This is a genomic window from Enterobacter sp. 03-F-07-AD-ECC (assembly GCF_047530935.1).
GTDB lineage: Bacteria > Pseudomonadota > Gammaproteobacteria > Enterobacterales > Enterobacteriaceae > Enterobacter > Enterobacter cloacae.
Map to the genome: position 1 here is coordinate 443,207 of NZ_JBLKBZ010000001.1, position 25,575 is coordinate 468,781.

At 56.0% G+C, this 25,575-nt stretch carries 26 protein-coding genes and 2 tRNA genes; 10 read left to right on the plus strand and 18 right to left on the minus strand.

Annotation, left to right across the window (positions count from 1 at the left end; all coding sequences use genetic code 11):
* Positions 1–88: 88 nt before the first annotated feature.
* Positions 89–541: a macrodomain Ter protein MatP gene (matP, locus tag ACMWKA_RS02055; RefSeq protein ID WP_013097258.1), complete on the plus strand. Its 453-nt coding sequence runs from the start codon at positions 89–91 to the stop codon at positions 539–541.
* A 63-nt stretch (positions 542–604) separates the two neighbouring features.
* Here the strand turns inward: matP and ompA are convergent, their stop codons facing one another.
* Together ompA and sulA are read right to left on the minus strand one after the other, a co-directional pair.
* A complete protein-coding gene (ompA, locus tag ACMWKA_RS02060; protein WP_044158562.1) occupies positions 605–1,660 on the minus strand; it encodes a porin OmpA in 1,056 nt (351 codons plus the stop codon).
* Between the two features lie 354 nt (positions 1,661–2,014).
* A complete protein-coding gene (gene sulA / locus ACMWKA_RS02065; RefSeq protein WP_414759949.1) occupies positions 2,015–2,524 on the minus strand; it encodes an SOS-induced cell division inhibitor SulA in 510 nt (169 codons plus the stop codon).
* A gap of 217 nt (positions 2,525–2,741) precedes the next feature.
* Here sulA and ACMWKA_RS02070 point away from each other — a divergent pair, with 217 nt between their 5' ends.
* Positions 2,742–3,368, plus strand: coding sequence for a TfoX/Sxy family DNA transformation protein (locus ACMWKA_RS02070; protein WP_013097255.1), 627 nt, complete (start codon positions 2,742–2,744; stop codon positions 3,366–3,368).
* Here ACMWKA_RS02070 and yccS read toward each other — a convergent pair.
* Both yccS and ACMWKA_RS02080 read right to left on the minus strand, forming a co-directional pair.
* Positions 3,325–5,487, minus strand: coding sequence for a YccS family putative transporter (gene yccS / locus ACMWKA_RS02075; protein WP_013097254.1), 2,163 nt, complete (start codon positions 5,485–5,487; stop codon positions 3,325–3,327). The two genes, ACMWKA_RS02070 and yccS, sit on opposite strands and share 44 nt — an antisense overlap.
* A gap of 19 nt (positions 5,488–5,506) precedes the next feature.
* Entirely contained in the window at positions 5,507–5,953 is a 447-nt protein-coding gene (locus tag ACMWKA_RS02080; protein WP_013097253.1) for a YccF domain-containing protein, read from the minus strand.
* A 122-nt stretch (positions 5,954–6,075) separates the two neighbouring features.
* On the opposite strand from ACMWKA_RS02080, the gene helD reads away from it, so the two are divergent.
* Positions 6,076–8,130: a DNA helicase IV gene (gene helD, locus ACMWKA_RS02085; protein WP_248068424.1), complete on the plus strand. Its 2,055-nt coding sequence runs from the start codon at positions 6,076–6,078 to the stop codon at positions 8,128–8,130.
* Positions 8,131–8,213: 83 nt separating this feature from the next.
* Here helD and mgsA read toward each other — a convergent pair whose 3' ends face one another.
* Positions 8,214–8,672, minus strand: coding sequence for a methylglyoxal synthase (gene mgsA, locus ACMWKA_RS02090; RefSeq protein WP_013097251.1), 459 nt, complete (start codon positions 8,670–8,672; stop codon positions 8,214–8,216).
* Between the two features lie 80 nt (positions 8,673–8,752).
* Entirely contained in the window at positions 8,753–9,415 is a 663-nt protein-coding gene (gene csgI / locus ACMWKA_RS02095; protein ID WP_020689685.1) for a curli synthesis inhibitor, read from the minus strand.
* 172 nt (positions 9,416–9,587) lie between these two features.
* On the opposite strand from csgI, the gene ACMWKA_RS02100 reads away from it, so the two are divergent.
* Positions 9,588–10,004 carry a CoA-binding protein gene (locus ACMWKA_RS02100; RefSeq protein WP_013097249.1) on the plus strand — a complete coding sequence of 139 codons (417 nt, stop codon included), beginning with the start codon at positions 9,588–9,590 and terminating at the stop codon, positions 10,002–10,004.
* A 34-nt stretch (positions 10,005–10,038) separates the two neighbouring features.
* Here ACMWKA_RS02100 and hspQ read toward each other — a convergent pair whose 3' ends face one another.
* Together hspQ and rlmI are read right to left on the minus strand one after the other, a co-directional pair.
* The gene (gene hspQ / locus ACMWKA_RS02105; RefSeq protein ID WP_013097248.1) at positions 10,039–10,356 is read right to left on the minus strand and encodes a heat shock protein HspQ; all 318 of its coding nucleotides are present in this window, start codon (positions 10,354–10,356) and stop codon (positions 10,039–10,041) included.
* A gap of 60 nt (positions 10,357–10,416) precedes the next feature.
* The gene (gene rlmI, locus ACMWKA_RS02110) at positions 10,417–11,607 is read right to left on the minus strand and encodes a 23S rRNA (cytosine(1962)-C(5))-methyltransferase RlmI (RefSeq protein ID WP_013097247.1); all 1,191 of its coding nucleotides are present in this window, start codon (positions 11,605–11,607) and stop codon (positions 10,417–10,419) included.
* Between the two features lie 92 nt (positions 11,608–11,699).
* On the opposite strand from rlmI, the gene yccX reads away from it, so the two are divergent.
* Positions 11,700–11,981: an acylphosphatase gene (yccX, locus tag ACMWKA_RS02115; protein ID WP_013097246.1), complete on the plus strand. Its 282-nt coding sequence runs from the start codon at positions 11,700–11,702 to the stop codon at positions 11,979–11,981.
* Here the strand turns inward: yccX and tusE are convergent.
* Together tusE and yccA are read right to left on the minus strand one after the other, a co-directional pair.
* On the minus strand, positions 11,978–12,307 hold the full coding sequence (gene tusE, locus ACMWKA_RS02120; RefSeq protein WP_013097245.1) for a sulfurtransferase TusE: 330 nt from the start codon (positions 12,305–12,307) through the stop codon (positions 11,978–11,980). The two genes, yccX and tusE, sit on opposite strands and share 4 nt — an antisense overlap.
* Before the next feature lie 87 nt (positions 12,308–12,394).
* Positions 12,395–13,054 carry an FtsH protease modulator YccA gene (gene yccA, locus ACMWKA_RS02125; RefSeq protein ID WP_013097244.1) on the minus strand — a complete coding sequence of 220 codons (660 nt, stop codon included), beginning with the start codon at positions 13,052–13,054 and terminating at the stop codon, positions 12,395–12,397.
* Between the two features lie 269 nt (positions 13,055–13,323).
* Between yccA and ACMWKA_RS02130 the strand changes: the two genes are divergently transcribed.
* Positions 13,324–14,952: an ABC transporter substrate-binding protein gene (locus tag ACMWKA_RS02130; protein ID WP_414759950.1), complete on the plus strand. Its 1,629-nt coding sequence runs from the start codon at positions 13,324–13,326 to the stop codon at positions 14,950–14,952.
* A 143-nt stretch (positions 14,953–15,095) separates the two neighbouring features.
* Positions 15,096–15,183, plus strand: a tRNA-Ser gene (locus ACMWKA_RS02135).
* Between the two features lie 49 nt (positions 15,184–15,232).
* Here ACMWKA_RS02135 and ACMWKA_RS02140 read toward each other — a convergent pair.
* Genes ACMWKA_RS02140 through ACMWKA_RS02150 form a run of 3 tightly spaced genes read right to left on the minus strand, consistent with a single transcriptional unit; the run spans position 15,233 to position 18,038 of the window.
* Positions 15,233–16,006, minus strand: a complete 774-nt coding sequence (locus ACMWKA_RS02140; protein WP_414759951.1) for an ABC transporter ATP-binding protein — start codon at positions 16,004–16,006, stop codon at positions 15,233–15,235.
* Entirely contained in the window at positions 16,003–17,034 is a 1,032-nt protein-coding gene (locus ACMWKA_RS02145; protein ID WP_095427249.1) for a FecCD family ABC transporter permease, read from the minus strand. Before ACMWKA_RS02145 ends, ACMWKA_RS02140 begins: the two co-directional genes overlap by 4 nt.
* Positions 17,034–18,038, minus strand: coding sequence for an ABC transporter substrate-binding protein (locus ACMWKA_RS02150; protein ID WP_248076564.1), 1,005 nt, complete (start codon positions 18,036–18,038; stop codon positions 17,034–17,036). Before ACMWKA_RS02150 ends, ACMWKA_RS02145 begins: the two co-directional genes overlap by 1 nt.
* A 236-nt stretch (positions 18,039–18,274) precedes the next feature.
* Here ACMWKA_RS02150 and ACMWKA_RS02155 point away from each other — a divergent pair.
* Positions 18,275–18,362, plus strand: a tRNA-Ser gene (locus ACMWKA_RS02155).
* Between the two features lie 44 nt (positions 18,363–18,406).
* On the opposite strand, the gene ACMWKA_RS02160 is transcribed toward ACMWKA_RS02155, so the two are convergent.
* The 3 genes from ACMWKA_RS02160 to hpxO are packed head-to-tail and all read right to left on the minus strand — an operon-like array spanning position 18,407 to position 21,576.
* Positions 18,407–19,357: a PDR/VanB family oxidoreductase gene (locus tag ACMWKA_RS02160; RefSeq protein WP_248031402.1), complete on the minus strand. Its 951-nt coding sequence runs from the start codon at positions 19,355–19,357 to the stop codon at positions 18,407–18,409.
* A gap of 12 nt (positions 19,358–19,369) precedes the next feature.
* Positions 19,370–20,404 (minus strand): molybdenum cofactor-independent xanthine hydroxylase subunit HpxD, encoded by a 1,035-nt coding sequence (hpxD, locus tag ACMWKA_RS02165; protein WP_013097237.1) that lies wholly within the window; start codon positions 20,402–20,404, stop codon positions 19,370–19,372.
* Between the two features lie 17 nt (positions 20,405–20,421).
* Positions 20,422–21,576 (minus strand): FAD-dependent urate hydroxylase HpxO, encoded by a 1,155-nt coding sequence (hpxO, locus tag ACMWKA_RS02170; RefSeq protein WP_020689677.1) that lies wholly within the window; start codon positions 21,574–21,576, stop codon positions 20,422–20,424.
* Between the two features lie 240 nt (positions 21,577–21,816).
* Here hpxO and uraD point away from each other — a divergent pair, with 240 nt between their 5' ends.
* A complete protein-coding gene (gene uraD, locus ACMWKA_RS02175; protein WP_029883238.1) occupies positions 21,817–22,317 on the plus strand; it encodes a 2-oxo-4-hydroxy-4-carboxy-5-ureidoimidazoline decarboxylase in 501 nt (166 codons plus the stop codon).
* Positions 22,314–22,637 carry a hydroxyisourate hydrolase gene (uraH, locus tag ACMWKA_RS02180; protein WP_013097234.1) on the plus strand — a complete coding sequence of 108 codons (324 nt, stop codon included), beginning with the start codon at positions 22,314–22,316 and terminating at the stop codon, positions 22,635–22,637. Before uraD ends, uraH begins: the two co-directional genes overlap by 4 nt.
* Here uraH and guaD read toward each other — a convergent pair.
* The gene (gene guaD, locus ACMWKA_RS02185; RefSeq protein ID WP_029883240.1) at positions 22,617–23,933 is read right to left on the minus strand and encodes a guanine deaminase; all 1,317 of its coding nucleotides are present in this window, start codon (positions 23,931–23,933) and stop codon (positions 22,617–22,619) included. The two genes, uraH and guaD, sit on opposite strands and share 21 nt — an antisense overlap.
* Positions 23,933–25,441, minus strand: a complete 1,509-nt coding sequence (locus ACMWKA_RS02190; RefSeq protein WP_038985560.1) for an NCS1 family nucleobase:cation symporter-1 — start codon at positions 25,439–25,441, stop codon at positions 23,933–23,935. The genes guaD and ACMWKA_RS02190 overlap by 1 nt, the downstream gene beginning before the upstream one ends.
* Between the last annotated feature and the right edge of the window lie 134 nt (positions 25,442–25,575).

Sequence of the window (25,575 nt, forward strand, 5' to 3'; positions counted from 1 at the left end):
CAATGCTTCACAGGATATGATTTCTTTTCAGCAGATTGCTAAAAAACTGATATTCTGAACAGAGTTACGTGGTAACACTGAGATCGCAATGAAATATCAACAACTGGAAAATCTCGAAAGCGGCTGGAAATGGAAGTACCTGGTCAAGAAGCACCGAGAAGGGGAGCTGATTACCTGCTACATCGAAGCCAGCGCCGCACAAGAGGCCGTGGATATTTTGCTGACCCTCGAAAATGAACCGGTACAGGTGAATGGCTGGATTGAGAAACATATCAATCCGGCACTGTTGAACCGGATGAAGCAAACTATCCGCGCACGACGCAAACGGCATTTTAATGCTGAGCATCAGCACACCCGTAAAAAATCCATCGACCTCGAATTCATGGTCTGGCAGCGTCTTGCAGGGCTTGCGCAACGGCGGGGAAAAACGTTGTCAGAAACGGTGGTGCAGTTGATTGAAGATGCCGAGCATAAAGAGAAATACGCCAACCAGATGTCTACGCTGAAGAACGATCTTCAGGCGCTGCTGGGTAAAAAATAACTTTTGAGTTTCTTCAGATAATAAAAAACCCCGCATCGCGGGGTTTTTTTATAAGACGATAACTTAAGCCGCTGGCTGAGTTACAACGTCTTTAACGCCTTTAACTTCGATCTCTACGCGACGATCTGGTGCCAGGCAGTCGATCAGAGCAGCGCGAGCTTTAACGTTGTCACAGGTGTTGCCAGTAACTGGGTTAGATTCGCCCATACCACGTGGGGAGATCTTGTTAGCTGGGATACCTTTAGAGATCAGGTAATCAACAACAGACTGAGCACGTTTCTCAGACAGTTTCTGGTTGTAAGCGTCAGAACCGATGCGGTCGGTGAAGCCCAGAACCACTACAGAACCGTCTTTAGGATCCAGGTTGCTCAGCTGGGTGTACAGCTGATCCAGTGCCTGCTGACCTTCTGGTTTCAGGGTCGCTTTGTTGAAGTTGAACAGAACGTCAGACTTCAGAGTGAAGTGCTTGGTCTGTACTTCTGGAGCTGGAGCCGGCGCTGGAGCAACAACTGGTGCTGCATCTTCCTGCTGGCCGAAGCGGTAGGAAACACCTACGCTCAGCATGCCGTTGTCTGGACGAACACCAACGGTAGCACCGTCACCGATGTTGTTAACCCACTGGTATTCCAGACGGGTAGCGATGTCACGGGTCATAGCCCACTCAACGCCACCAGCGAATACTGGGGAAACACCAGTGTCGTGGTCGTCGCCAGCGTTGCTGTTGCTGGAGTCAGCGCGCCAAACCATGCCGCCCAGACGGGTGTACACGTCCAGATCGTCAGTTACTGGGTAACCCAGTTTAGCAGTCAACTGAACGCCCTGAGCTTTGAAAGCGCCATTGGTTTCGTTGCCTTTGTAAGGCATACGACCTAACCAGTCGTAACCCATTTCAAAGCCAACATACGGGTTAACCTGATAGCCACCGAACGCACCTGCACCAAGCTGGCTCTCGTGAGTCGGGCCATCATTGTTGTTTGCGCTGTTGTACCAGCCGGTGTCATGGAACTGAGACCAGCCCAGTTTACCACCTGCATACCAGGTATTATCTTTCGGAGCGGCCTGCGCTACGGTAGCGAAGCCAGCCAGTGCCACTGCAATCGCGATAGCTGTCTTTTTCATTTTTTGCGCCTCGTTATCATCCAAAATTCGCCATGAAAATCTCAATCGAGAATCACGGTTAAATCCTTCACCGGGGGGCGTGGTCAAATATAAATCTACCGATATCTTCGGCTTAGGCCGAGCACCCCTGGCGATGTAAAGTCTACAACGTAGCTGAAAACTTACAAGTGTGAAGTCCGTCAGGCATATGAAAAAAAAAGTTCCGTATACCGATTATTTAACAATTTCTGAACGAAATTTGTGCAATAAAATTAAGAAGAACCGCACCAGACAAGCCTTGCCGCCGTTTTGGACGATGGAACTAAAAGCGCATCTTAAGGTCGAAAAAAATTCCAGGAAAACTCTTAAATTTGCTCAGTGATACAAATTTGAGTGAATTTTTAGCCCAGAAAGTTGTCCTCTGCGGTAAGAATCCTGGCGAACCGGGCGCATGATAAAGCCGATCGCATTGCCTTCTTCTGCCGCTTCGGTGAGGCGAAAATGTTCCTGCTCCGTCAATTCGTCTGATAACCATCCAATCACCACACTGTAATTCCCTGTACGTAATGCCCGGATCATCGACTCAACCGTATCGCAAGGAGAGAGTTGGTTAATTTGCATGACCTTCGTCAGCGGCAGGCCTGCAGACTGAACCCATTCCCGGCTCAGTTTCTGCTGCGGCGTCAGCCAGAGCTGCCAGCGCGATTGCTGACCAAGCTGCTGCAAGAGCGGCAGTAACAGAAGTTGGGTCAACAGGGGCTGGTCTTCACGATAAACCACTTCACTGATAAGCCCTGTCGAAACACGCCCGATGGCGTTCTGTGCGACATCGCCAGCGGTAGAAGAGAAAGATGTTGAGCGATTTGCATAGCCTGAAGTGTACATAATCATTCCAGCCCTGTAGTTACTGTATGAATATACAGTAACCCCTGTATGCATAAAGATCAACCTCAATTTCGGAAAGCGACTCGCAAAATTCATTCATTCCTGGCGAACCTGAAAAAATCATCTTGCTCATCGGCAATAAGTTGCCTATTTTCCTGTTAACGGATCCGTTAGTAAGAAATGTCGTCGTTAATATCTGATTTTTAATGGAAATATCATGAAAAAGATATCTTATGAACGGATTTATAAATCCCAGGAATACCTCTCTCCATTAGGAGAAATTCATCATCGTGCGCTTTTTGGTGGCTATACCCTGGCCGTCGATGAGGCGGTGTTTGCCATGGTGTCAGACGGTGAGCTTTACCTTCGCGCCTGTGAGGAAAGTGCGAAGTACTGTGTAAAAAACGGATCCTCCTTTTTGACCTTAATGAAACGCGGCCGGCCGATCCTTCTCAACTATTATCGTGTGGATGACGGTCTCTGGCAGGACAGGGAGCGGCTGCTTCAGCTTTCCTCTTACGCGCTTAATGCCGCGCGTAAAGAGCGCATCCAGCGCTACCAGCGAAACCGGCTTAAGGATCTGCCCAACCTGACTTTTCAGCTGGAAGTCCTGCTCTGTGAAGCCGGGATTACCAACGAAGATACCCTCCGGTCGCTGGGAGCCAGAACGAGCTGGCTAAAGCTGCGGGCAAAAAATAAAGCGCTCAGTATCAAAGTACTGTTTGCCCTGGAAGGGGCGATTGAGGGCCTGCATGAAGCGGCACTCCCGGCGGAAATTCGCCGGGAGCTGACGGAGTGGTTTAATGCGCTGCCTGAGCCACAGGAGAATCGCTCCTCCAGGTAGCGATTTGCTGTTGCAGTCGGCAAATTTCTGGCAGCAGAGCGATAAGCAGACCAATCTGCTGGAGAACCAGCGGCGCTTTGCTGTCGTTTCCTGGGTCAAGATGCGCAATCCGTTGAGCCAGTTCATCCAGCGCCTGCTGGACACGCGGTTGATCGGCTGGGCGGTGATGTAGCGCATCATCGACATAGCAGACAGCATCATCCAGCAAGGCAAGGATGCCCGGGTTTGTCAGTTTTTCGCGGTGGGCACCGAGCGTTGAGATATAGCTGGTGAAGGTATGGTTCAGGCACAGCAGGCGGAAAGCCGTTTCACGAATTTCTGCCGTGGCGCGCGGCTCCGTTGACATATTCGAGACTACGGAAGCCAGTTCAGCATCGCTGTTATGCGCATCACGTCGGGCAATGCGGTAAGCCAGACGGTTATCGCGTCCCTGGTGGTACTGTTCAAGAATGGCATCCAGATAGCGGCAGTTGGCATTCATCGCCCTGTCCAGGACGCGCGGCAAATTACGAAAACGCCAGTCGGGCCAGATAAAACTCACTGCCGCCCAGGCGATAGCACAGCCGAGCAGCGTATCGATCACGCGGGGCAGGGCAACTTCAAACCCTTCGCCCAGCAGATTAAAGCAGAGTAGCACCAGCAGAGTGATGAACATCGTCGCGTGGGCGTACTGCACATTACGAAAGGCGAAGAACAGCACCCCGGTGATCACGATCAGGATCAGCTGGCCTTCCACCGAGGGCACAAAATAGAGCACCGGTAGCCCGATTGCGACCCCCACCAGCGTGCCGATAATACGCAGCGCCAGGCGGTGTCGGGTAGCGTTATAGTTCGGCTGGCAGACGAACAGGCTGGTCAGCAGGATCCAGTACCCGTGATGTAAACCGGTTATCTGAATAAAGGCGTAACCCACGCACAGCACCAGCGACATGCGTACCGCATGGCGAAACAGGGCAGATTCCGGCGTAAAGTTTCGGCTTAACCGGAGCCACATATCGCTAAAACTGTGCACGCTGTCATCCGCGAGCTGACTGTCCGCCTCATTGCCCGGTAGCGCCATGGCCTGTTCAGACTCAATCGTTGCCAGCTGAGCATCAATCGCCCGCAGGTTATTGAGCAAAAATCCCAACGCTTTGATGTGCTCCGGCGACGTTCCGCTGGCTCGCACGCGGTCAATTGCCGCATCAAGATGGCTGAACACGCGTTCAAAGCGTGGATCGTGTTGATAAGGCGTGCGCAGCAGAATGGAGCGCGCCAGCTGCTGGCACGCTTGGGACTGCATGGAAAGCAGACGCTGGAAGCGGAACATAACGTCGCTGTAGCGAAACTTCTCGCGCAGGGCCGCATACTGAACATGAGACGAGCTGGCGCGTTCATGAATATCCTGAGCGGCAAAGTAATAGTGCAGCGTTCTGCGCGTCCCTCGCTGGCCACGGTCGCCGCGAAGCCGGGTAAGCAACGACGCTTTTGTCTGGTTAAGCGTGGCGACAAGCTGGCCGTTCGCCAGAGCCAGATCGTAGAGCGGAGCCTGGCTCTCCTCTTCAATATCCGGGTCAAACAGCCGGGATTTGAGCTCAAGATAGTGGGCCAACTGCTCGTAACTGCGGGCAAGGTTATCCTGCAGAGGGCGAACCGGGAAGATCAGATGGCCGGTTAACGTCAGCAGGTTATACCAGATGGCCCCCAGCAACAGCAGTACAGGCTGCTGATACCATTGGTCGTAAAGCGACACCCCCAGCATGGTGTAGATGGCAATCAGCAGGGCGCCAAACGCGATGGTGGCATAGCGCTGCCCCAGCCCACCCAGCAAAATAAACCCGCTGGTGGAAAGCGTAAGGCCTAATGCAAACAGCCATGGCCACGGGAACAGCAACTCCACGGACGCGGAGGCAATAAAAAAACAGATAAGGGTGATGACCAGGTTGCGCAGACGCCCGGCAAGGCGATCGTCGAGATCCGCCAGCGCTCCCGCAACCACCCCCAGCGTGAGCGGAATGGTGAGCTTGACATCGTTCAGCCACCACGGCAGCGCAACCGTGCCGCAAAGTGCGATAAAAATCCTGACGTTATAGAGCCAGGAGCTGTTCCAGGTGTAACGGCGAAGCAGTGGGCTTAGCATAGACGCGGCCAGTCCTTAATCACTGAAAACGACGACGTGCATTCGCTTCACGCGCCGCCTGGGCCACTTCGACCGGAACTACCCTGCGCCCGACAGGCCACAGAGCGATGGCGGCGATCTTAAAGTTCGCGATCCCCACCGGAATACCAATGATTGTGATGCACTGCGCAATACCGGCAAAAATATGCATTACGCACAGCCACCAGCCGAAGAAAATCAGCCACAGAATGTTCAGCACGGTTCCGCCCGTGTTCATCAGCGCGCTTTTATTCTCCGGGTTCAGTTCGTCAACGTGAACCGCTTCATTCCCGTAAGGGATAAAGGAGAGTTTGGTGATTTCCCAGCAGGAGCGGGTCAGGGGAAGCGTAAAAATCAGGACGATGCTCACCAGGGTGGCAAAAAGCCAGGAAAGGGTGGTGGCAAAACCGCCCAGCACAAAATTCAACACATTCAGAACGGTACGCATAAACCCTCACTTCCTTTCGATAAAATTAACGCCCAATGATTGTAACGTTTTTTTAGGCTGGAGCACCTTAAAACTGGCAGTTAAACTATCAGGCAATTATCTCTTCGTGGATCCGGCTGGATATGGAACTGAAAGCAACTTCAATGGGCAAACGCCTGGCGCAACACCCTTACGACAAGGTTGTCCTCCTCAACGCGGGAGTGAAGGTCTCCGGTGAACGTCACGAATACCTCATTCCGTTCAATCAACTCCTGGCCATCCACTGCAAACGCGGGCTGGTATGGGGCGAACTGGAGTTTGTGCTCCCTGCAGATAAAGTCGTACGTCTTCACGGTACGGAGTGGGGCGAAACCCAGCGTTTTCATCATCAGCTGAACCAGCTCTGGCAGCAGTGGAGTCACGATATGAGCGTGATAGCCGCACAGGTCCTGCAGCAGGTGCTGAGTGATATCGCGCAGAGTAATGCCCAACAAACATGGCTGACCCGTCAGCAGACCGCCGGTCTGCAGCAAAAAATCAGGCAGGCGCTGACGGCGCTGCCGTTACCGGTGACGCGTCTCAATGAGTTTGATAATTGCCGTGACGCCTGGCGACAGTGTCAGGCCTGGCTGAGCGACGCAGACAAGAGCCGGCTGGCGCATAACCAGGCGTGGACTGACGAAATGCTCACCCGCTATGCCGATTTCTTCAGTACGGTGGAGTCGTCGCCGCTGAATCCTGCCCAGGCTCGCGCCGTGGTTAACGGCGAACAATCGCTGCTGGTGCTCGCGGGGGCCGGGAGCGGCAAAACGTCCGTACTGGTCGCGCGGGCGGGGTGGTTGCTGACAACGGGCGAGGCCGTCGCCGATCAGATCCTGCTGCTGGCGTTTGGTCGCAAGGCGGCGCAGGAGATGGACGAACGCATTCAGGAGCGTTTGCACACCCGGGATATTACCGCCCGAACCTTCCATGCCCTTGCCCTGCACATCATTCAGCAGGGCAGCAAAAAAGTCCCTTCCATCAGTAAACTGGAAAACGACACCCAGGCGCGTCAGGCCCTGTTTATTAAGGCGTGGCGGCAGCAGTGCAGCGAGAAAAAAGCGCAGGCGAAAGGGTGGCGACAGTGGCTGGAAGACGAGCTCAACTGGGACGTGCCGGAAGGCAGTTTCTGGCAGGATGAAAAGCTGGCGCGTCGGCTTGGCTCGCGTCTCGACCGCTGGGTGAGCCTGATGCGCATGCACGGCGGAACCCAAGCCGAGATGATTGAGAGTGCGCCGGAGGACATCCGCGCGCTTTTTTCAAAGCGGGTCAAACTGATGGCACCGCTGCTGAAAGCCTGGAAAACGGCGCTGAAGGAGGAAAACGCCGTCGACTTCTCAGGCCTGATCCATCAGGCCATCATCATTCTGGAGAAGGGGCGCTTTGTCAGCCCGTGGAAACATATTCTGGTTGATGAGTTCCAGGATATCTCTCCGCAGCGTGCCGCGCTGCTTTCGGCGTTACGGGCGCAAAATAAACATACCTCTCTGTTTGCCGTCGGGGATGACTGGCAGGCCATCTACCGCTTTAGCGGCGCGCAGCTTTCACTGACCACCGCGTTCCATCACTATTTTGGCGAAGGCGATCGCAGCGATCTGGATACTACCTACCGCTTTAACTCCCGAATTGGCGAAATTGCGAACCGCTTTATTCAGCAGAACCCCCATCAGCTGGCCAAGCCGCTTAATAGTCTGAGGGCGGGAGATAAAAAAGCCGTAACCCTGCTGGCGGAAGACCAGCTTGAGCCGCTGCTGGACAAACTCAGCGGCTACGCAAAGCCAGATGAACGTATTCTGGTGCTGGCCCGTTATCACCATCTAAAACCTGCGGTGCTGGAAAAGGCGGCGACTCGCTGGCCGAAGCTGCAGCTTGATTTTATGACCATCCACGCAAGCAAAGGCCAGCAGGCCGATTACGTCATTGTGGTCGGGCTGAAAGAGGGGAGCGATGGGTTCCCGGCCCCTGCCCGTGAGTCGGTGATGGAAGAAGCATTACTGCCGGTACCGGAGGATTTCCCGGATGCCGAAGAGCGGCGTTTGCTGTACGTGGCGATCACCCGCGCGCGTCATCGCGTGTGGCTGCTGTTTAATAAAGAGGAGCCGTCAGTGTTTGTCGATATTCTGAAGAATATTGATGTGCCGGTGGCGCGCAAGCCGTAGCGGGATTGCCGGGTGGTGGCTTCGCCTGACCCGGCCGACAAAACTCGTTGGCCCGTGCAAGCGTAGCGCCGCCGGGCATAACGCTACTTCAGTCTCTCGGAAAGATAACGCTGATAATCCGGGATGAGAATTTCAACCGGCGAGTTGAACTGCGGTGATTCAATGATGAAATCCGCCGTCGACAGGTTTGTCGCCACCGGAATATTCCAGACGGTGGCAAGACGCAGCAGCGCTTTCACGTCCGGGTCATGCGGAACCGCATTCAGCGGATCCCAGAAGAAGATCAGAACATCAATTTTCCCCTCAGAAATCTGTGCGCCCACCTGCTGATCGCCACCCATCGGGCCGCTCAGCATGGCGTTCACCTCCAGACCCGTTTCGCGGTGGATAAGGTTACCGGTGGTGCCCGTCGCCGAGAGGGCGTGCTTTTCCAGCAAGGACTGATGGCGGCGAACCCAGTTAAGCAGCATTTGTTTACAGTGATCGTGCGCAACCAGCGCAATGTGCTTGCGTGCCGGTAATGTGCGTGTTGTCAGTTCCATAATCATATCCATCAGGTTAACTGGCTACACGATGACGGGAACCGCCTGATGCTGCAAGAGAAAGGCGAAAAAAATGTGGCTTACGACGAAGGTTGTTGCTTCACCCACTGTAAAAAACGGGCTCGCGTGTCGGGATCGGCCTGCTGGAACCAAAATTTCAGGCGTTGTTCTGTCAGCGTCTGGGATTGAGGGGGGATCACATCCAGCTCTGAGACGCCGGACAGCAGTGTACTGTCGTCAGCCATCATGGTGGCAAACCGGGGCAGCGAGGCGCGCTTACCCGCTTTGTTATAGGCTTGCGTTGCGGCCTCATAATCTGTGCCCTTCGGTGACGACGTCAGCGCCAGAATATCCAGCTTCACCGGGATCGGGGTGGCATCGCCATCCACCAGTTCCACACGCGGCGAGGCGTCAAACGTCGCCGACTCTTTTTCCGTTTCCAGACGCGGCAACGTAAAGTTCACCTGGCTTACCTGCTGGGTGTTAAAGCTCATAATCAGCGGGGGGGAGAGATACGTTCGTTGTTCATGATTAGCAAGGCGGATGGTTTTTTCCACCCGGAACACCACCTGATGAGGGCCGTTATCCAGTTCGATGCTGTCGGCACCGCGTAATAACGAACTGGAGACTTTTTTCCCGTCCAGCACCAGCAGGTCAATGTCGGAAGAAAGCCGAAGCGTGGTTGCAAAAACGCAAACCGGCATCACTAACGCAATCACAGCAGTGGCAAGGCCGGCTTTCATAGGGGCTCCTGTTTAACGTACGCTTACCGCGATAATGTATCTAAATTTGTCGATAATCATGTTTACTAACATATAGACATATTCTGGCCTTTTGCTCTCATACATCTGTATGGGATGGATGGTTGAGATGTGCGCTTTGACATACACTTGTTAAAAAGCCAGGAGGAAAAGCATGAAAGAGAATGATATTGCCGAGATTTTGACGTCCACACGCACCATTGCGCTGGTGGGGGCGAGCGATAAACCAGATCGTCCAAGCTATCGGGTAATGAAATACCTTCTCGATCAGGGCTACCACGTCATCCCTGTGTCACCAAAAGTGGCCGGTAAGACCTTGCTGGGCCAGCAAGGATACGCCACGCTAAACGACGTACCGGAAAAGGTGGATATGGTGGATGTGTTCCGTAATTCCGAGGCTGCATGGGGCGTGGCGCAGGAGGCCATTGCCATCGGTGCGAAAACGCTGTGGATGCAGTTAGGCGTTATTAACGAACAGGCTGCGGTGCTGGCGCGCGAGGCGGGGCTGAAGGTAGTGATGGACCGCTGTCCGGCGATTGAAATCCCCCGGCTGGGGCTGACAAAGTCATAAAAAAAAAGCCCGTTATCGGGCTTTTTTTACACGCTTAGTTCCGCAGGCGCGGAGCCTGTAACTGTTTGCGGATAGTCTGAGCCAGTTCATCCATCGTGGGTTGCTCCGGATGCTCATCCTGCAATTCACTGCTTAGCTGCGCCTCAGCAAGATAGGTATGGACGGGTTGTCCATCATCACCTTCCATCACCACATGGTACCAGGGTGCGGCGCGAAGCTCTGCGTTCACCGCCAGCTCATCCGCCGACGGTTCATCAAGGGAATACTCCGGGTCGATATCCACGACCACACCCAAATACCCGAGCAAAGTGTGGCGGACCTGCTGGCCGATACCGAATTTGCTGGCAATCATAGTCACCTCCCGGGAAACACTACTTACACTCTATGTGCGGGCAATATTTCTCTTTTCAAGTTACATGACGCGACAGGCAAACCCTTTCAGATACAGCCCTTCCGGGTAGGTAGCGATCACCGGGTGATCGGCTGCCTGACGGAACTGCTCTATAAATTGTACATCACGACCAGCATCTATTGCGGCATCGGCGATGATTTTCTGAAATAAATCTGTGGTCATCAGTCCAGAGCAGGAGAAGGTGAGCAGCACGCCGCCTGGGTTCAACAGCTGAATGGCCAGCATGTTGATATCTTTATAGCCGCGGCAGGCACCCATCAGCTGGCTTTTGTTCTCCACAAACTTAGGCGGATCCATCACGATAACGTCAAACTTCTCCCCCTGATCGCGATATTTACGCAGCAGTTTGAAGACGTCGTCGCGAATGAATTCGGCTTTGCTCAGATCCAGCTTGTTCAGCTCGACGTTCTGTTTTGCCACATCCAGCGCTTCCTGAGACGTATCCACGCTCACCACCTGCGCGCAGCCGCCCATTAAAGCCGATACCGCAAAGCCGCCGGTGTAAGAGAAGCAGTTGAGCACGCGTTTGTCGGCAACGTACTGACGCGTGGCCAGACGGCTGTCACGCTGGTCGAGGTAATAGCCCGTTTTATGACCACCCTGAATATCCACCAGCAGCTTCATGCCGTGTTCTTCGATAGGCAGCAGGGCAGGCGGCAGTTCGCCGGTCACCGGACCCTGGGTCAGTTCCATTCCCTCTTTTTTACGCACAGCCACATCGCTGCGGTCATAGATGGCGCACTCCGGGAACAGAGACTGCAGGGCGCTTATCAGCGCGGCGCGCTGGTATTCCGCCCCAGCGCTCAGTAACTGCAGGACCAGGAAGTTACCGAAGCGGTCAATGGTCACGCCCGGCAGACCGTCGGACTCTCCGGCAATCAGGCGATAGCTGTCCAGACCATCGCGTTTGGCCAGCCAGTCGCGCCACTGCTGCGCCTGCTGCAAACGACGCACAAAGAAGTCGATATCGATGGTTTCATCTTTGTCGAAGGTCCAGACGCGCGCGCGGATCTGGGAGGCTGGCGAGTAGGCGCCTCGTGCTAACCATTTCCCCTGATGGTCAACAATATCAATGGTTTCACCGAGGCTGGCTTTACCTTCCATACGGGCAACCGCGCCGGAAAAGACCCAGGGATGACGGCGCAGTAATGACTTCTCGCGCCCTTTGGCTAACACTAAACGTACACTCATAATTTGCTATTCTGTCGATTCAAGAAAATGGCCGCCATTTTCCCGAGTTCGCCGGGGAAATGCAACGCGCCAGACGGATAAGGAGAAGGAAGATGTCAAAAGTCTGCACTATCGCCTGGGTTCACGGCGTCGTTCAGGGCGTGGGCTTCCGCTACAGCACGCAGCGCGAGGCCGTTCAGCTTGGGCTAACGGGATATGCGCGAAACATGGATGATGGCAGCGTTGAGGTGGTCGCCTGTGGCGAGGCAGAGCAGGTTGAAAAACTGCTGGCGTGGCTGAAAGCGGGTGGGCCGCGCAGTGCCCGGGTTGATAAGGTCTTAACCGAACCGCATCAACCCGGCCGGGAATACATGAACTTCGGTATTCGCTACTAAATGCATTTCACCGGTTTAGGCAGGCCGGCAATTTTGGTGGCCTGTTTGGCCGGGCCTTTCGGGAACAGACGATACAGATAGCGGCTGTTGCCTTTCTCTTCACCGAATTTATTGGCCATGGCTTTAACCAGCATCCGGATAGCCGGAGAGGTATTGAATTCGAGATAGAACTCGCGCACAAAGCGCACCACTTCCCAGTGCTCAGGGGAGAGCGCGATCGCCTCTTTTTCTGCAATCACTTCCGCCAGCGCCTCGCTCCACTGGTGGCTGTCTTTCAGATAACCGTCGTTATCGGTTTCGATCTCTTTACCTTCAAAGCTCAACATAGTTATTCACGCATCAGTCAAAAACCGCCGCAGTGTACCAAAAAACAAAGCCCCGCATAAGCGGGGCTCGGTACACAACACTCTGGCTTAATCCCGGCTGGCGAAGCCCAGGATGCTCAGCAGGCTGACGAAGATGTTGTACAGCGACACATACAGGCTCACGGTGGCGCGGATGTAGTTGGTCTCACCGCCGTGAATGATGTTGCTGGTTTCATACAGGATCGCGCCGGATGACAGCAGGATAAACACCGCGCTAATCGCCAGGTGCAGGGCTGGGAGCTGCAGGAAGATGTTAGCCACCATACCAATCAGCACCACCACGATACCTGCCATCAGCATACCGCCGAGGAAAGACATGTCCTTGCGGGTGGTCAGCACGTAGGCGGAGCAGCAGAAGAACACCAGCGCGGTGCCGCCCAGCGCCATACCGATCACATCACCCATGCCGGCAGACAGGTATGCGTTCAGGATTGGCCCCAGGATATAACCCAGGAAGCCGGTAAAGGCGAACGCGGAGAGAATACCGACCGGTTTGTCAGCGGTTTTGTAGGTCAGGAACATCAGACCGTACATCCCCACCAGCGTCAGGATCAGCCCCGGAGACGGCAGCATCAGCACGGTGCTGGCGGTGGCGGTGATCGCCGAAAACGCCAGCGTCAGGCTGAGCATAAAGTACGTATTGCGCAGCACCTTGTGGGTGCTGAGTAGCGATGTGCGGTCGCGTGAGGAAGTAATTATACGATCCATGAGTCACTCTCTTATGACAGATGTAATTAACGGAAAGAATAGGAAACGGCGCGCCAGTCTCAAAGTGGTTTTACCCATCTTTACTCAGCAGGTTAGCGCCGGAGCTGGTTATTTATTCTGCAGAAAGACGTTTCATTAGTATGAACAGCGGTTTGGCTCAATTAATCAGATCAAGCTCTTATAGGTTACTGAAAAATATTGCCTTATTACCATAAGGCCGCTAAGAGTTATTTCCGGATCGTCACAAAACAGACAATAAGGCGAAGGAAATGAAACCACAAACACGCACTCACTTTACACTCTCTTTACTGGCGGCCGGGATCCTGTGTGCCAGCACGGGATCCTTGGCGGCTAACGTGCCGGCAGGAACGCAGCTGGCCGATAAGCAGGAACTGGTCAGGAATAACGGAAGTGAACCCGCTTCGCTCGACCCGCATAAAGTCGAAAGCGATGTCGAATTCAATATTATCAGCGATTTATTCGACGGGCTGGTCAGTGTCTCCCCGGCGGGTGAAATCCAGCCACGGCTGGCGGAAAAATGGGAGAACAAGGACAACACCGTCTGGACGTTCCATCTGCGTCCGGGCATCACCTGGAGCGACGGTACCGCCATCACCGCGGAAGATATCGTCTGGAGCTGGCAGCGACTGGTTGACCCAAAAACCGCCTCACCGTATGCCAGCTATCCCGGTAGCATGCTTATCGTCAACGGCACTGAAATTGCCGAAGGTAAAAAAGCGCCCGATACGCTGGGCGTGAAAGCCATCAATGACACCACGCTGGAAGTCACGCTTTCGCAGCCGAATGCTGCTTTCCTGGCGATGCTGGCACACCCGTCTCTGGTGCCAATAGATAAAGTCCTGGTGGGGCGTTTCGGCGATAAGTGGACCAAGCCCGAGCACATCGTCAGCAGCGGTGCCTATAAGCTGTCCTCATGGGTGGTTAACGAACGTATTGTGGCGGAGCGTAACCCGCGCTACTGGGATAATGCCCATACCGTGATCAACAAGGTGACATATCTGCCTATCACCTCCGAGGCGGCTGATGTGAACCGCTATAAAGCGGGAGAAATCGATATTGTCTACACGGTGCCAGTCAACCAGTTCGCCCAGCTTAAGAAAACGCTGGGCAGCCAGCTGGATGTCTCTCCGCAGCTTGCCACCTACTATTACGAATTCAACACCGCCCGTCCGCCGTTCAACGATGCGCGCGTGCGTAAGGCGCTCAATATGGCGCTCGATAAAGACATCATCGCAGATAAAGTGATGGGGCAGGGACAGCGTCCGGCGTGGCTTATCAGCCAGCCGGACATTGGTGGCGTTAAGTTACAGAACCCGGATTACGCCAGCTGGCCGCGGGACAAGCGTATTGCCGAGGCGAAAAAACTGCTCGAAGAGGCCGGGTATAACGCCAGCCATCCACTGAGTTTTAATCTGCTGTATAACACCTCTGAAACGCACCAGCGTATCGCGATTGCTGCCAGCTCAATGTGGAAGAAAAATCTCGGCGTCGAGGCGAAGCTGCAGAACCAGGAGTGGAAAACCATGCTCGATACCATGCACACCCATAACTTTGACGCGGTGCGCTACGCCTGGATTGCCGATTACGATGACGCCTCCACATTCCTGAATAACTTCCGTACCGGGGATAGCCAAAACACCACGCAGTACAGCAATCCTGAGTACGATCAAGCGCTGGTGAATGCGGCGAAGTCGAAAACGGCACAAGAGCGCGGTAAGTTTTATCAACAGGCAGAGGATTTGCTGGGGCGTGATGTGCCGGCGATCCCTGTCTATCACTACGTTCGTACGCACCTGGTGAAGCCGTGGGTGGGGGGATTCACGCCGGATAAGCTCGGGTACTACTATACGAAAGATATGTACATCAAAAAACACTAAGACAATCGCTGGATATTATGCTGGCAAAATGGCCAATATGTTGTCTATTCAACCGATTAAACGTAATTTGGCTATTTTTAAAGCGAACGAATGCGCGTGCTCTTTACAGCCTGCGGTGAGGTGTTTATAGTTCGCCTCACTTAGGAAGCGTGGCCGAGCGGTTGAAGGCACCGGTCTTGAAAACCGGCGACCCGAAAGGGTTCTAGAGTTCGAATCTCTACGCTTCCGCCAAATTCGAAAACCCTGCGATAGCAATATCGCAGGGTTTTTTGCTTTGGCTCTACACCTCCGCCATGCCACCCATGTTGTAGCCGATCGTCATCCCGGCGTCTGCCCTGTAGACGCTCGCTTTGACACACCAGGTTTGCTCGATATTTTCAGGGGTGAGCACTTCCGCAGGCGCGCCCGTGGCCGCGATACGCCCTGCCTTCAGCAGGATCAGCCGCTGGCAGTAGTTGGCCGCCAGATTGAGATCGTGCAGCGCCACCACCACCGTAAGAGGCAGTTGCGATATAAGTCGCATCAGCTCCAGCTGGTGCTGAATGTCCAGGTGGTTTGTCGGCTCATCAAGCAGCAACACCCGGGGCTGCTGTGCCAGCGCTCGCGCTATCTGGGTTCGCTGACGCTCCCCACCAGACAGTTGCTGCCACCGCCGCTGGCGTAATCCGCATAGCCGCATGAGGCTAATCGCCTCTTCCACCGCCATATCATCATCGCGAGAGCTTCTCTGAAACGCCTTCCGGTAAGGCGTACGTCCCAGCCGCACGATTTCCTCGACGGTCAGTTCTCCCTCAACGTCGGCATGTTGCGGGACGAAGGCTAACTGCCGCGCACGCGTTTTTAACGGCATCACGCTAAGCGACGTGCCATTAAGCGCGACGCGTTCACTGTGGTGTGGAAACAGCCCGGCAAGACAGCGTAACAGCGTTGATTTGCCCGAGCCGTTTGGCCCTAACAGGCCGACAATCTGCCCGGATGACAGGTCGAGATCGATATCCTCAAGCACCGTCTGTGCTTGTCGGGTCACACTTAACCCCGAGACGGAAATATTCATGGATGCTCCTTCCGGTTTTGATAAAGCAGCGCCACAAAGACAGGTGCGCCCACCAGTGCCGTCACCACGCCGATGGGAAGCACCTGGTGCACAATCAGCGTGCGTGACACGACATCGGCCAGGATCATAAAGTGCGCGCCGATAAGAAACGTCAGCGGGATCGTGCGGCGATGGCCCGGACCGCTGAGCATGCGCGTCACATGGGGAATGACCAGCCCCACAAATCCCACTGCGCCTATGGCACTGACCAGGGTTGCGGTGACGAACGCGCAGGTCAGCAACAGGATAATTCGTACAGCGGTCACCGGAATCCCGAGGGTGGTAGAGACCTCGTCTCCAAAGGTAAAGGTGTCCAGCGCCCGCGCAAAGAGGCATACCATCAGCAGGCCCGTTAACGTAACGGCCAGCGCCAGCAGCGCGTCCGGCCAGCGCACACCGCTCAGGCTGCCCATTAACCAGAACATAACGCTACGCGACTGCTCGGCATTGGCGGAGGTGCTGACGATATACGCGGTCATGGCGTTGAAGAGCTGTGTGCCCGCAATGCCTGCCAGCAAAATGCGCGACGGGCTTGCGCTCATGCCGTTTGTAATCAACATGATGAGCGCAAAAGCGGCGCAGGCGCCAACAAACGCACCGCTGCTCACGCCAATCACGCTCCCCCCGATACCGAGCAGCATCACGCAGACGGCCCCCAGCGAAGCGCCTGCGGAGATGCCCAGCAGATAGGGCTCCGCCAGGGGGTTGCGCAGTATTGACTGGAGCACCAGCCCGCACAGCGCCAGGCCGCCGCCGCTGCAAGCAGCCATTAATGCGCGGCTCATGCGGTACTGCCAGACGATGCCTTCCTCGGGTTGCGGCAGAACGTATGCAGTCAGCCCAAGACCATTGAGGATCGCTTTTCCGGTAACGGCATACGATACCGGCATATCGCCGATACTCGCGGCAAAGACCAGCATCAGCGGCAATGCCACGGCGCCTGCCGCCATTAACCCCTGCTGGCGGCGGGGAGAAGATACATGACTCATTATTCGCCCTGGAATGAAGCCAGCCGATCGCTGATAAGCTCAACCGCGTCGACGTTACGCAAAGAAGGGTTTAACGACATTGCGGGCACCACAATAATCTGATTATTCCTGACCGCCGGAATGTTTCTTGTCACCGGATCGCGTCGTAAAAAGGCCTCTTTTACCGCGGCGTCATCGGCAGGGTAGAGCCTGCGTGACATCTGAGCGATGACGATAACGTCTGGCTGCATTTGGGCAATATGTTCCCAGGTGACAGCGGGCCATTCATCATGCGAATCAATAACGTTCTTTAACCCCAGCGTGCGGCTTATCCAGCCAGGTGCGCCGTAATTCCCTGCCACCCAGGGATCGCCATTCAGGCGGCTGCTTGAAAACCAGAAGACAACCTTCAGGGGTTTTGCTGAGATGCGCGCCTGCGCTTTCTGAATCCGTTCTGTCAGGTCACGATTGAGCTGCTCGCCGCGCGCGGGAACATCAAAGATGGCGGCCAGGTCTGTGACTTCGTGTTTTATTTCTGCCAGTGAAAACGGCGTGCTCCGTGCCCCGTCTGCGTTTGAGGTTGCCGTCACCGTTTTGTCCGTGCAGTCGGCAGGGGAGATCCACGTCTTGAGCCCCAGTGATGCAAACTGCTCGCGTGTTCCCACCTCGCCCTGCGGGCCAATATGCCAGTGATACTGAGCGAGGACGAGTTCCGGTTTTTGTCCCACCACGGCTTCAAAAGAGGGGGAGTTATCCGCAAGGCGGGGGAGTTTTTTTCCGGCATCAGCCAGCGAATCCGGGAGTTTGCCGAACCAGACTGAGGTTGCGGCGACAGATTTTTCCAGCCCCAGCGCGAGCAGCAATTCCGTTTCATGCTGACCCACGGTAACGACGCGCTGTGGCGCTTGCGTAAAGGTCTGCCTGACGCCGCAATTTTCAATCGTCAGCGGGTAAGTTGTTGCTGCAAATGTGGCTGGTGCCATGGCCAGCAGTACTGTCAGTAATAACCCTTTTTTCAGAAGCATAAGAATCAATCCCAAATTGTTATGTTATAACATAATACATATATTGTGATTGAGCGCAACACGCTGCCTGCCGGACATTTGCCGGTGCCTGTGATGAGAGGGAAACTTCATATCCAGATTAACGTCGCCGAAGTGAGTCATGACGCCAGAGGGCGGAGTGATGGTGAGCAAGTGTAACTTTATGCAATTTCACGCTTTACATCATGCTCAGAGATGTTTATAGTGCGCCTCACTTTGGAAGCGTGGCCGAGCGGTTGAAGGCACCGGTCTTGAAAACCGGCGACCCGAAAGGGTTCTAGAGTTCGAATCTCTACGCTTCCGCCAAATTCGAAAACCCTGCGATAGCATTATCGCAGGGTTTTTTCGTTTTACAGCCCAATCACCAGCTCAGCGGAATGACTTCTTGAGCAACACAGCGCCACATGCGAGTTCGGGGCGTTTTTCTCTGCCTCTGACTGTACGCTATCCCGGTGATCCACCACGCCGTCAATCACCGGTGTCAGACACGCACCGCAGATCCCCATCTCGCAGGAGAGCGGTACGGCCACACCGTTTTCCTGTAGCACCTGGGCAATGGTTTTATCTGCGGGTACAGGCCAGCGCTCTCCGGAGGAGGCCAGTTTAACCGTGAAGATCTCGCCGCTTTCAGCGCCGGTATCAGGCGCAGCGGGTTGAAACGCCTCGCTGTGGATCGTGGCGCCATCCCAGCCTTTCGCCGTCGCCACCTCACGTACTTTTTCCATAAACCCGGCCGGGCCACAGACCCAGGCGTGAAGACCCGCCGCGGCCACCGGGATATGCTCTGCCAGCAACGTGCGCGGGCTGGTGGTATGGATAACGCATTCGCCGTGCTTCAGCTGCGCCAGCTCGCGGGCGAAAGCCGCGCTTTCAGCGTGTTTGACATAATAGTGCAGAGTGAACGGGGTTCCGGCTGCTTCCAGCTGCAGGGCCATGGCATACAGTGGCGTAATCCCGATCCCCGCAGCCAGCAGCAACACCCGTTCGGCCTCCTGCAGGGCAAACAGATTGCGCGGCGCGGAGATCAGCAGCGTCTGACCGGGACGCAGCGTCTCATGAATATAGCGCGACCCGCCGCGCGAGGCGGTTTCCCGGCCCACGCAGATCAGATAGCCTTCACTCCCGCATGGGCCGGTCAGGGAATACTGACGTATAACCCCGCAGGGTAAATGCACGTCGATATGCGCACCGGGCTGCCACTCAGGCAGCGCTTCACCGTTTTCCGCCACCAGCCTGACGGCGAGGCTTTTGTTCCCCTGACGCCACAGCCCGTCGACGATAACGCTTAAGATATCACTCATGACAGCCCTCCATCAGACCAGGAAAAACGCGCCAAAACCCATCTTTTTCAGCCCCCGGCGATAGGCAATCGAGCTTTTATCCGCGGGAATATGGGCTTCAAGGGTCAGATCCAACGGCAAACTTTCCGGGCGCTGGGTCTCGACCATCAGGCGGTCTTCCTCAAAAATCCGCAGGTTAAAGGCATGCACCTCTTCCACCGGGATATGCAGATCAAAGTTGCGCGCAATCGGGGCAAACATGCGGGTGACGCGTGACGAGACCGGCGACGCGGCGTTCATGATCACCAGCCGGGATTCGCCCGGAAAATGGATCGTCAGGGTGGCGGTAAACGGCAAATGCATTTCAAAATGGCGCAGCCACTGGAAGCCTTCGGGCGCCTGCACGTCAGCGCTGGCGGGATAATTGCTCACCGAACTCCAGTAGTCCGCTACAAAACCAAACGGTGTTTCCTGTGGCTGATAGGTCGGGACGAGCTGGTTATCCGGGTCCGCAAAGGTGCTGGTGTGGATCCACGCAAAATGCGCCACATCCAAAAATCCTTCCACCTGGCGGCCAGCGAAGCCATTCACCTCAAACGCCGGACAGTTGATCTGCTGAAAGCCGTCGTCATCCCAGTGCGGCATGGTGGGCAGCGGCATCGGGTTATCCGGGTCAAACGCCAGACACGTCCAGATCAAGCCAAAGCGCTCCTCCACGGCGTAGTTAATCAGGTTGAGTTTCGCCGGTACTGGCTGGTCGGGGCTGGAGGGAATACGGTTGCAGCGGCCATCTTCCCCGAAGCGCAGGCCATGGTAGGGGCAGATAATCCCGTGCTCATCATGAAAGCCCAGCGTCAGCGGCACGCCGCGATGCGGACAAACGTCGCGGGCGACCACGACCTGGCCTTTCACGCGGTAGATAACCAGCGCTTCGTCCAGCAGGGTCGCCTTAACCGGCGCCGCGCCAATGTCGCAGGCGCGCGCAACCGGATGCCAGCACTTTGCCAGACGCAGCCAGTCCTCTGGCTCAAACGTGCAATGGGCGGGTGGTACAGGTGCTTTATTCATGTGTATTCCTCTTACGTTCAGCCTAATGGTCCGCCCTGAATGGTGTCGCACAAACCGTTGATAATGCGCTCCCCGGTCTCCTCTCTCAGCTCCTGATACCAGGCTCTGGTTAACGCCATATCTTTACCGTGCGTGACGTCACAGCGCTTGCGAGCCTTCAGCACCAGGTCGCGTACCCGGTCACAGCGCAGAGCTTCGTACTGCCGCAGCGCCAGCGTAATGTTGTGGTTTTCGCGCAGACAATCACCCAGCACAACCGCATCCTCCAGCGCCGCGCAGCCGCCCTGGCCGATATCCGGCGTGGTGCTGTGCGCCGCATCGCCGAGCAGCGCCACGTGGCCGCGTACCAGGCTGTCGAAGGGCTCAATGTCGTGGATTTCAATGCGGTTGGTGGTATCCGGATCCAGCGCGGCGATCAGCTTCTGCACCGGCGGCGCCCAGCCGCGGAAGTAACCCGTGAGATCGGCTCTGAGGGTGGTGCGATCTTCCGCCAGACCGAGGGGAAGCGGGACATCAAAAAAGAAATAGAAGCGGCCACCGGAGACGGGCATCAGCGACACACGCTTGCCTTCTCCCACAAACGTGGTCCACTGGTGGGCGGGGGCAATCTCTTCATCAATCTTCACCAGTCCGTTCCAGTTAACGTAACCGGCGTAGCGGCGCTCGGGGGTATACCCCAGCACGTACGGGCGCACCGCCGAATGGCTGCCATCGGCGGCAATCAGAAAATCGCCCGTCGCCGTGCTGCCGTCGGTAAATGTTACGCTGACGCCAGCATCATCTTCCCGGACGTGTTCGACGCGCTTGCCGAACTGCACCCGCTCGCGACCCCAGAAGTCCAGCATCTCGCGCTGCAGTTCAGCGCGCGAGACGGGGCAGGGGCGTCCCCCGGTGCGCTCCACCAGCGGGGCCAGGCTAAAGCGGGTCAACGTGTCGCCGCGCCGGTGATCCTTGTAGGCCATAAAGCGCATTGGCCCGCCGTATGTCTCAATGATGTCGCCCATGCCGAGGTGCTGCATGCATTTCACCCCGTTGGGCCAGATGGAGATGGCCGCGCCAACGGGTTTGATCTCTTTTACTGCTTCAAATACGGTACAGTCGATGCCCGCCTTTTCCAGCGCGACAGCGGCGCTCAGGCCACCAATGCCCGCACCAATGACGATTGCTTTCATGCTTCTCTCCTTTTGCCGGGTGTCATTAACATCAGCAATTTGCGTACCAGGCTGCAGAGTGGGGTAAAGGGCGTTGTGGGAGGGATGTTTGCACTGCTAAGGTGCGTTATCGCGGTGGGAATGCCTTTTTATGAATCAATAATTTCCGGTTTAGGGTTAAGGAATCAACTGTTTCAGGTCTCAGGCAAGAGTGGCGTGTTTTGTGCAATGTTCAGGGACGATGATGACACGGGAGGAACCATGATAACGCTGGACGATTTTAATCACCGAAGTCTCGAAGAGGTGCTTACGCTATTACACCCTTGCGTGGCCATTCCCGGCTGGGCCGAGGCGCTGGTCGCCGGGCGGCCTTATCCGAGCCGGGAGGTTTTGTTTAACGCGGCCCAGGCGCTGACGCATAGCTGGGATGAACACGCGCTCACGCAGGCCCTGAGCGCGCATCCGCGCATCGGTGAGAAGCCCATGGGCACGCAGGCGGAGGCGGCGCTGTCGCGTCGGGAGCAGGGAGCGGTGAATCATGATGATGCCCGGCTTGCTGAGGCGTTACGGGCAGGCAATGCCCGCTACGAAAGCCGTTTCGGGCGCGTCTTTCTGATCCGCGCCAAAGGCCGCAGCGGGGAGGAGATCCTGCAGGCCCTGAACGCGCGGCTGGAAAACAGCGATGCGCAGGAGGTGCAGGCCGCACTGGATCAGCTGCGGGAAATTACCTTATTACGACTGGAAGGAGTCATTGGCGCATGAGCACGCTCAGTACACATATTCTGGATATCTCGACGGGCAAACCCGCGCAGGGGGTGACGGTACGTCTTGAACAGGACGCGGAGATCATCGCAACTGGTGTGACCAACGCGCAGGGCCGCATCACCGAATTTGTTCCCGTCCTGCCTGCGGGCCGCTATCGGCTGGTGGCCGAGACTGGCGCCTGGTTTAGCGAAACGGGGCGCGACACGCTCTATCCCTGCGCGCAGATTGATTTTCTTATCGGCGAAACGGCAGATGAGCACTTCCATCTGCCGTTTGTGATTGCTCCTGGCGGCTGGTCAACCTACCGCGGCAGCTGACCACACTGGCTCGCCGTTGACCCAGGTTTGGCTGATATTACGCTCGTCGCCCAGGGTCATCAGCACAAACAGTTGCTCGTAGATATCCTTGCAGCGCCCGCTACGCAGGCGCTGCAGCGGGGTGACGGCCGGGTCGATCACGATAAAATCGGCCTCTTTGCCTGGAGCGAAGTTGCCAATTTTGTCATCCAGACGCAGGGCATGCGCGCCACCCAGCGTGGCATGATAAAAGGCCTCGCTGGCGCGCAGGCGATAGCTCTGCAATTGACCTACCTTGTAAGCTTCCCCCAGCGTGCGCAGCATACTGAAGGTGGTACCCGCGCCGACGTCGGTGCCGATACCCATCCGCACCTTGTGCTGCCAGCAGGCGGGTAACCGAAACAGCCCGCTGCCAAGAAACAGATTGGAGGTAGGGCAAAACGCCACCGCCGATCCGGTGTCGTGCAGGCACTGCCACTCGCTGTGGTGCAGATGGATCCCGTGAGCAAACACGCTGCGCTCGCCGGTGAGGCCGTAGTGGTGATAGACATCCAGATAACGTTCATGCTCCGGCCACAGGTCATTAACCCAGGCCACTTCGTTCGGGTTTTCGCTCAGATGGGTTTGCAGCCAGGTGTCCGGAAACTCCTCTCTGAGTAAACGCACCGCTGCCAGCAGTTCCGGTGATGAGGTGGGCGCAAAGCGTGGCGTAATGGCATACCCCAGCCGTCCATGGTGGTGCCAGCGCTGGATTAGATCCCGCGTCTGCTGGTAGCTCTGTTGTGCCGTTTCGGTCAGGTAGTCCGGGGTGTGCCGGTCCATCATCACCTTCCCGGCGATAAGGCGCATATTCAGACGCGATGCTTCGGTAAACAGCGCATCCACCGATTGCGGATGCAGTGTGCAAAACACCAGTGCGGTGGTAGTGCCGTGGCTCACCAGCTGATTTATGAAAAATTCTGCGATCTCTTTTGCGTAGCTCTCGTCGGCAAACTGGCTCTCCACCGGAAACGTATAGGTGGTCAGCCACTCCAGCAGCTGCTCGCCGAAGGCGCCGATCATCTCGGTCTGCGGGTAATGAACGTGGGTATCGATAAAGCCGGGCAGCAGCAGTTTGCCGCGCAGGTCAGTGTAACCCTTGTGCGGGTCAAGATATTGCTCTCCCTCCTGCCAGGCCATGAGCGCCACGATTTTCCCGTGGTGAATAAACAGCAGGCCGTCCTCCTGGTAGCGCGCATGGTCGGCAATCAGGTCTGCGCTGTCGCAGACCCGGGCGATATCGAAAAATGCACCGCGTATCGCAGTCTGGTAATCCATCACGGCTCCTGTCTGATTGTTTGCGTGGCCTCGCGTGCCGTGAAGTGAGCGGCGGACGCCCCTTCGCGCTCTTCGCGCGCCAGCCAGCGGTAGGTTACCCCGCCAAGGAACACGCCAATGAACCAGCTAAAGTTTGCCACCTCATGCAGCGCCGGGATGAAGCTTATCACCAGCCCGACGGCAACCGAGGGGATCAGCGCGCCGATGGCTTTCGGGTTAAAGCCGTTGCGGTACCAGTATTTCCCTTCTGGCGTGTCATCGAACAGGTCGTCCACGGATACCTTGCCACGCTTAATCAGGTAGAAATCGGCAATCAGGATACCGAACAGCGGACCGATAAACGCCCCCAGCACATCCAGGGTGTAATGAATAAGCTCCGGGGAGTTAAACAGGTTCCACGGGGTTAACAGGATCGAGCCGACGGCGGCAATCATTCCCCCGGTGCGGAAGCTGATTTTCTGCGGGGAACAGTTAGAGAAATCAAACGCCGGGGAGACGAAATTGGCCACGATGTTAATCCCGATGGTGGCGGTGATCATGGTCAACAGACCAATCGCCACCGCCAGATCGTTGCCCACGCGGCTGACGGTTTCAATCGGGTCGGTGATCATGCGGCCAAACAGCGACTGGGTACCGGAGACAATCACCACGGTCACGATGGAGAACAGCAGGAAGTTAAACGGCAGGCCCCAGCGGTTGCCGCGGCGGATTTCCCCCATGCTTTTGCCGTAGCGGGAGAAATCACCAAAGTTGAGCAACGGGCCTGAGAAGTAGGAAACCACCAGCGCCGTGGCGGTGATCATCTGCCAGGTCTGCTCGCCCGCGCTCAGGGATTTGCTGGCGAGGGTAAAGGAGATCCCGTCGAATCCGGTCTTGTATACAATCCATCCTGCCAGCGCCAGCATCACCACATACACCGCCGGGCCGGCGATGTCGATAAAGCGCTTGATGGCATTCATGCCGTGCCAGAAGACCATTGCCTGCAATACCCACATAATGGCAAAGCAGACCCAGCCCAGGTGCGACAGTCCGAGGAACGCGCCGGTGGTGAGCGACGAGAGCGACGGCCAGAACTTCAGCGCCACCAGCATCAGGGCGTTAGCGGCCAGATAGGTCTGAATGCCGTACCAGGCAAAGGCGATAAGCCCGCGGATCACCGCCGGAATGTTTGCCCCGAACACGCCAAAGGCCTGACGGCTGATCACCGCATACGGCACGCCCGCCATCTGGCTCGGTTTCGCCACCAGGTTGGCACACAACTGCACAATGCAAATTCCCACCAGCAGGCAGAGCAACACCTGCCAGCTTGCCAGCCCGAGCGTAAAGAAGCTCGCGGCGACCACGTATCCCCCCATGCTGTGGACGTCGGACATCCAGAAAGAAAAGATGTTGTACCAGCTCCAGTTCTGGTCACGCGTCGGTGCCAAATCCTCATTGCAAAGCCGTGGGCTGTATACCGCACCGGAATCAGCGGCCGTACCGTGTTGCGTATTTTGTCTGTTTGGCATGAAACCTGCTCCTGTGAATGAAAACCCGTTGAGTGGGAGTGCAGACGGTGTTGCAGGATCCAGGCCAAAATAATAAATCTTGTATGCAATATTTTATTTTTATGTATACGATTCGATAGCGAAAAGTAAAAAGT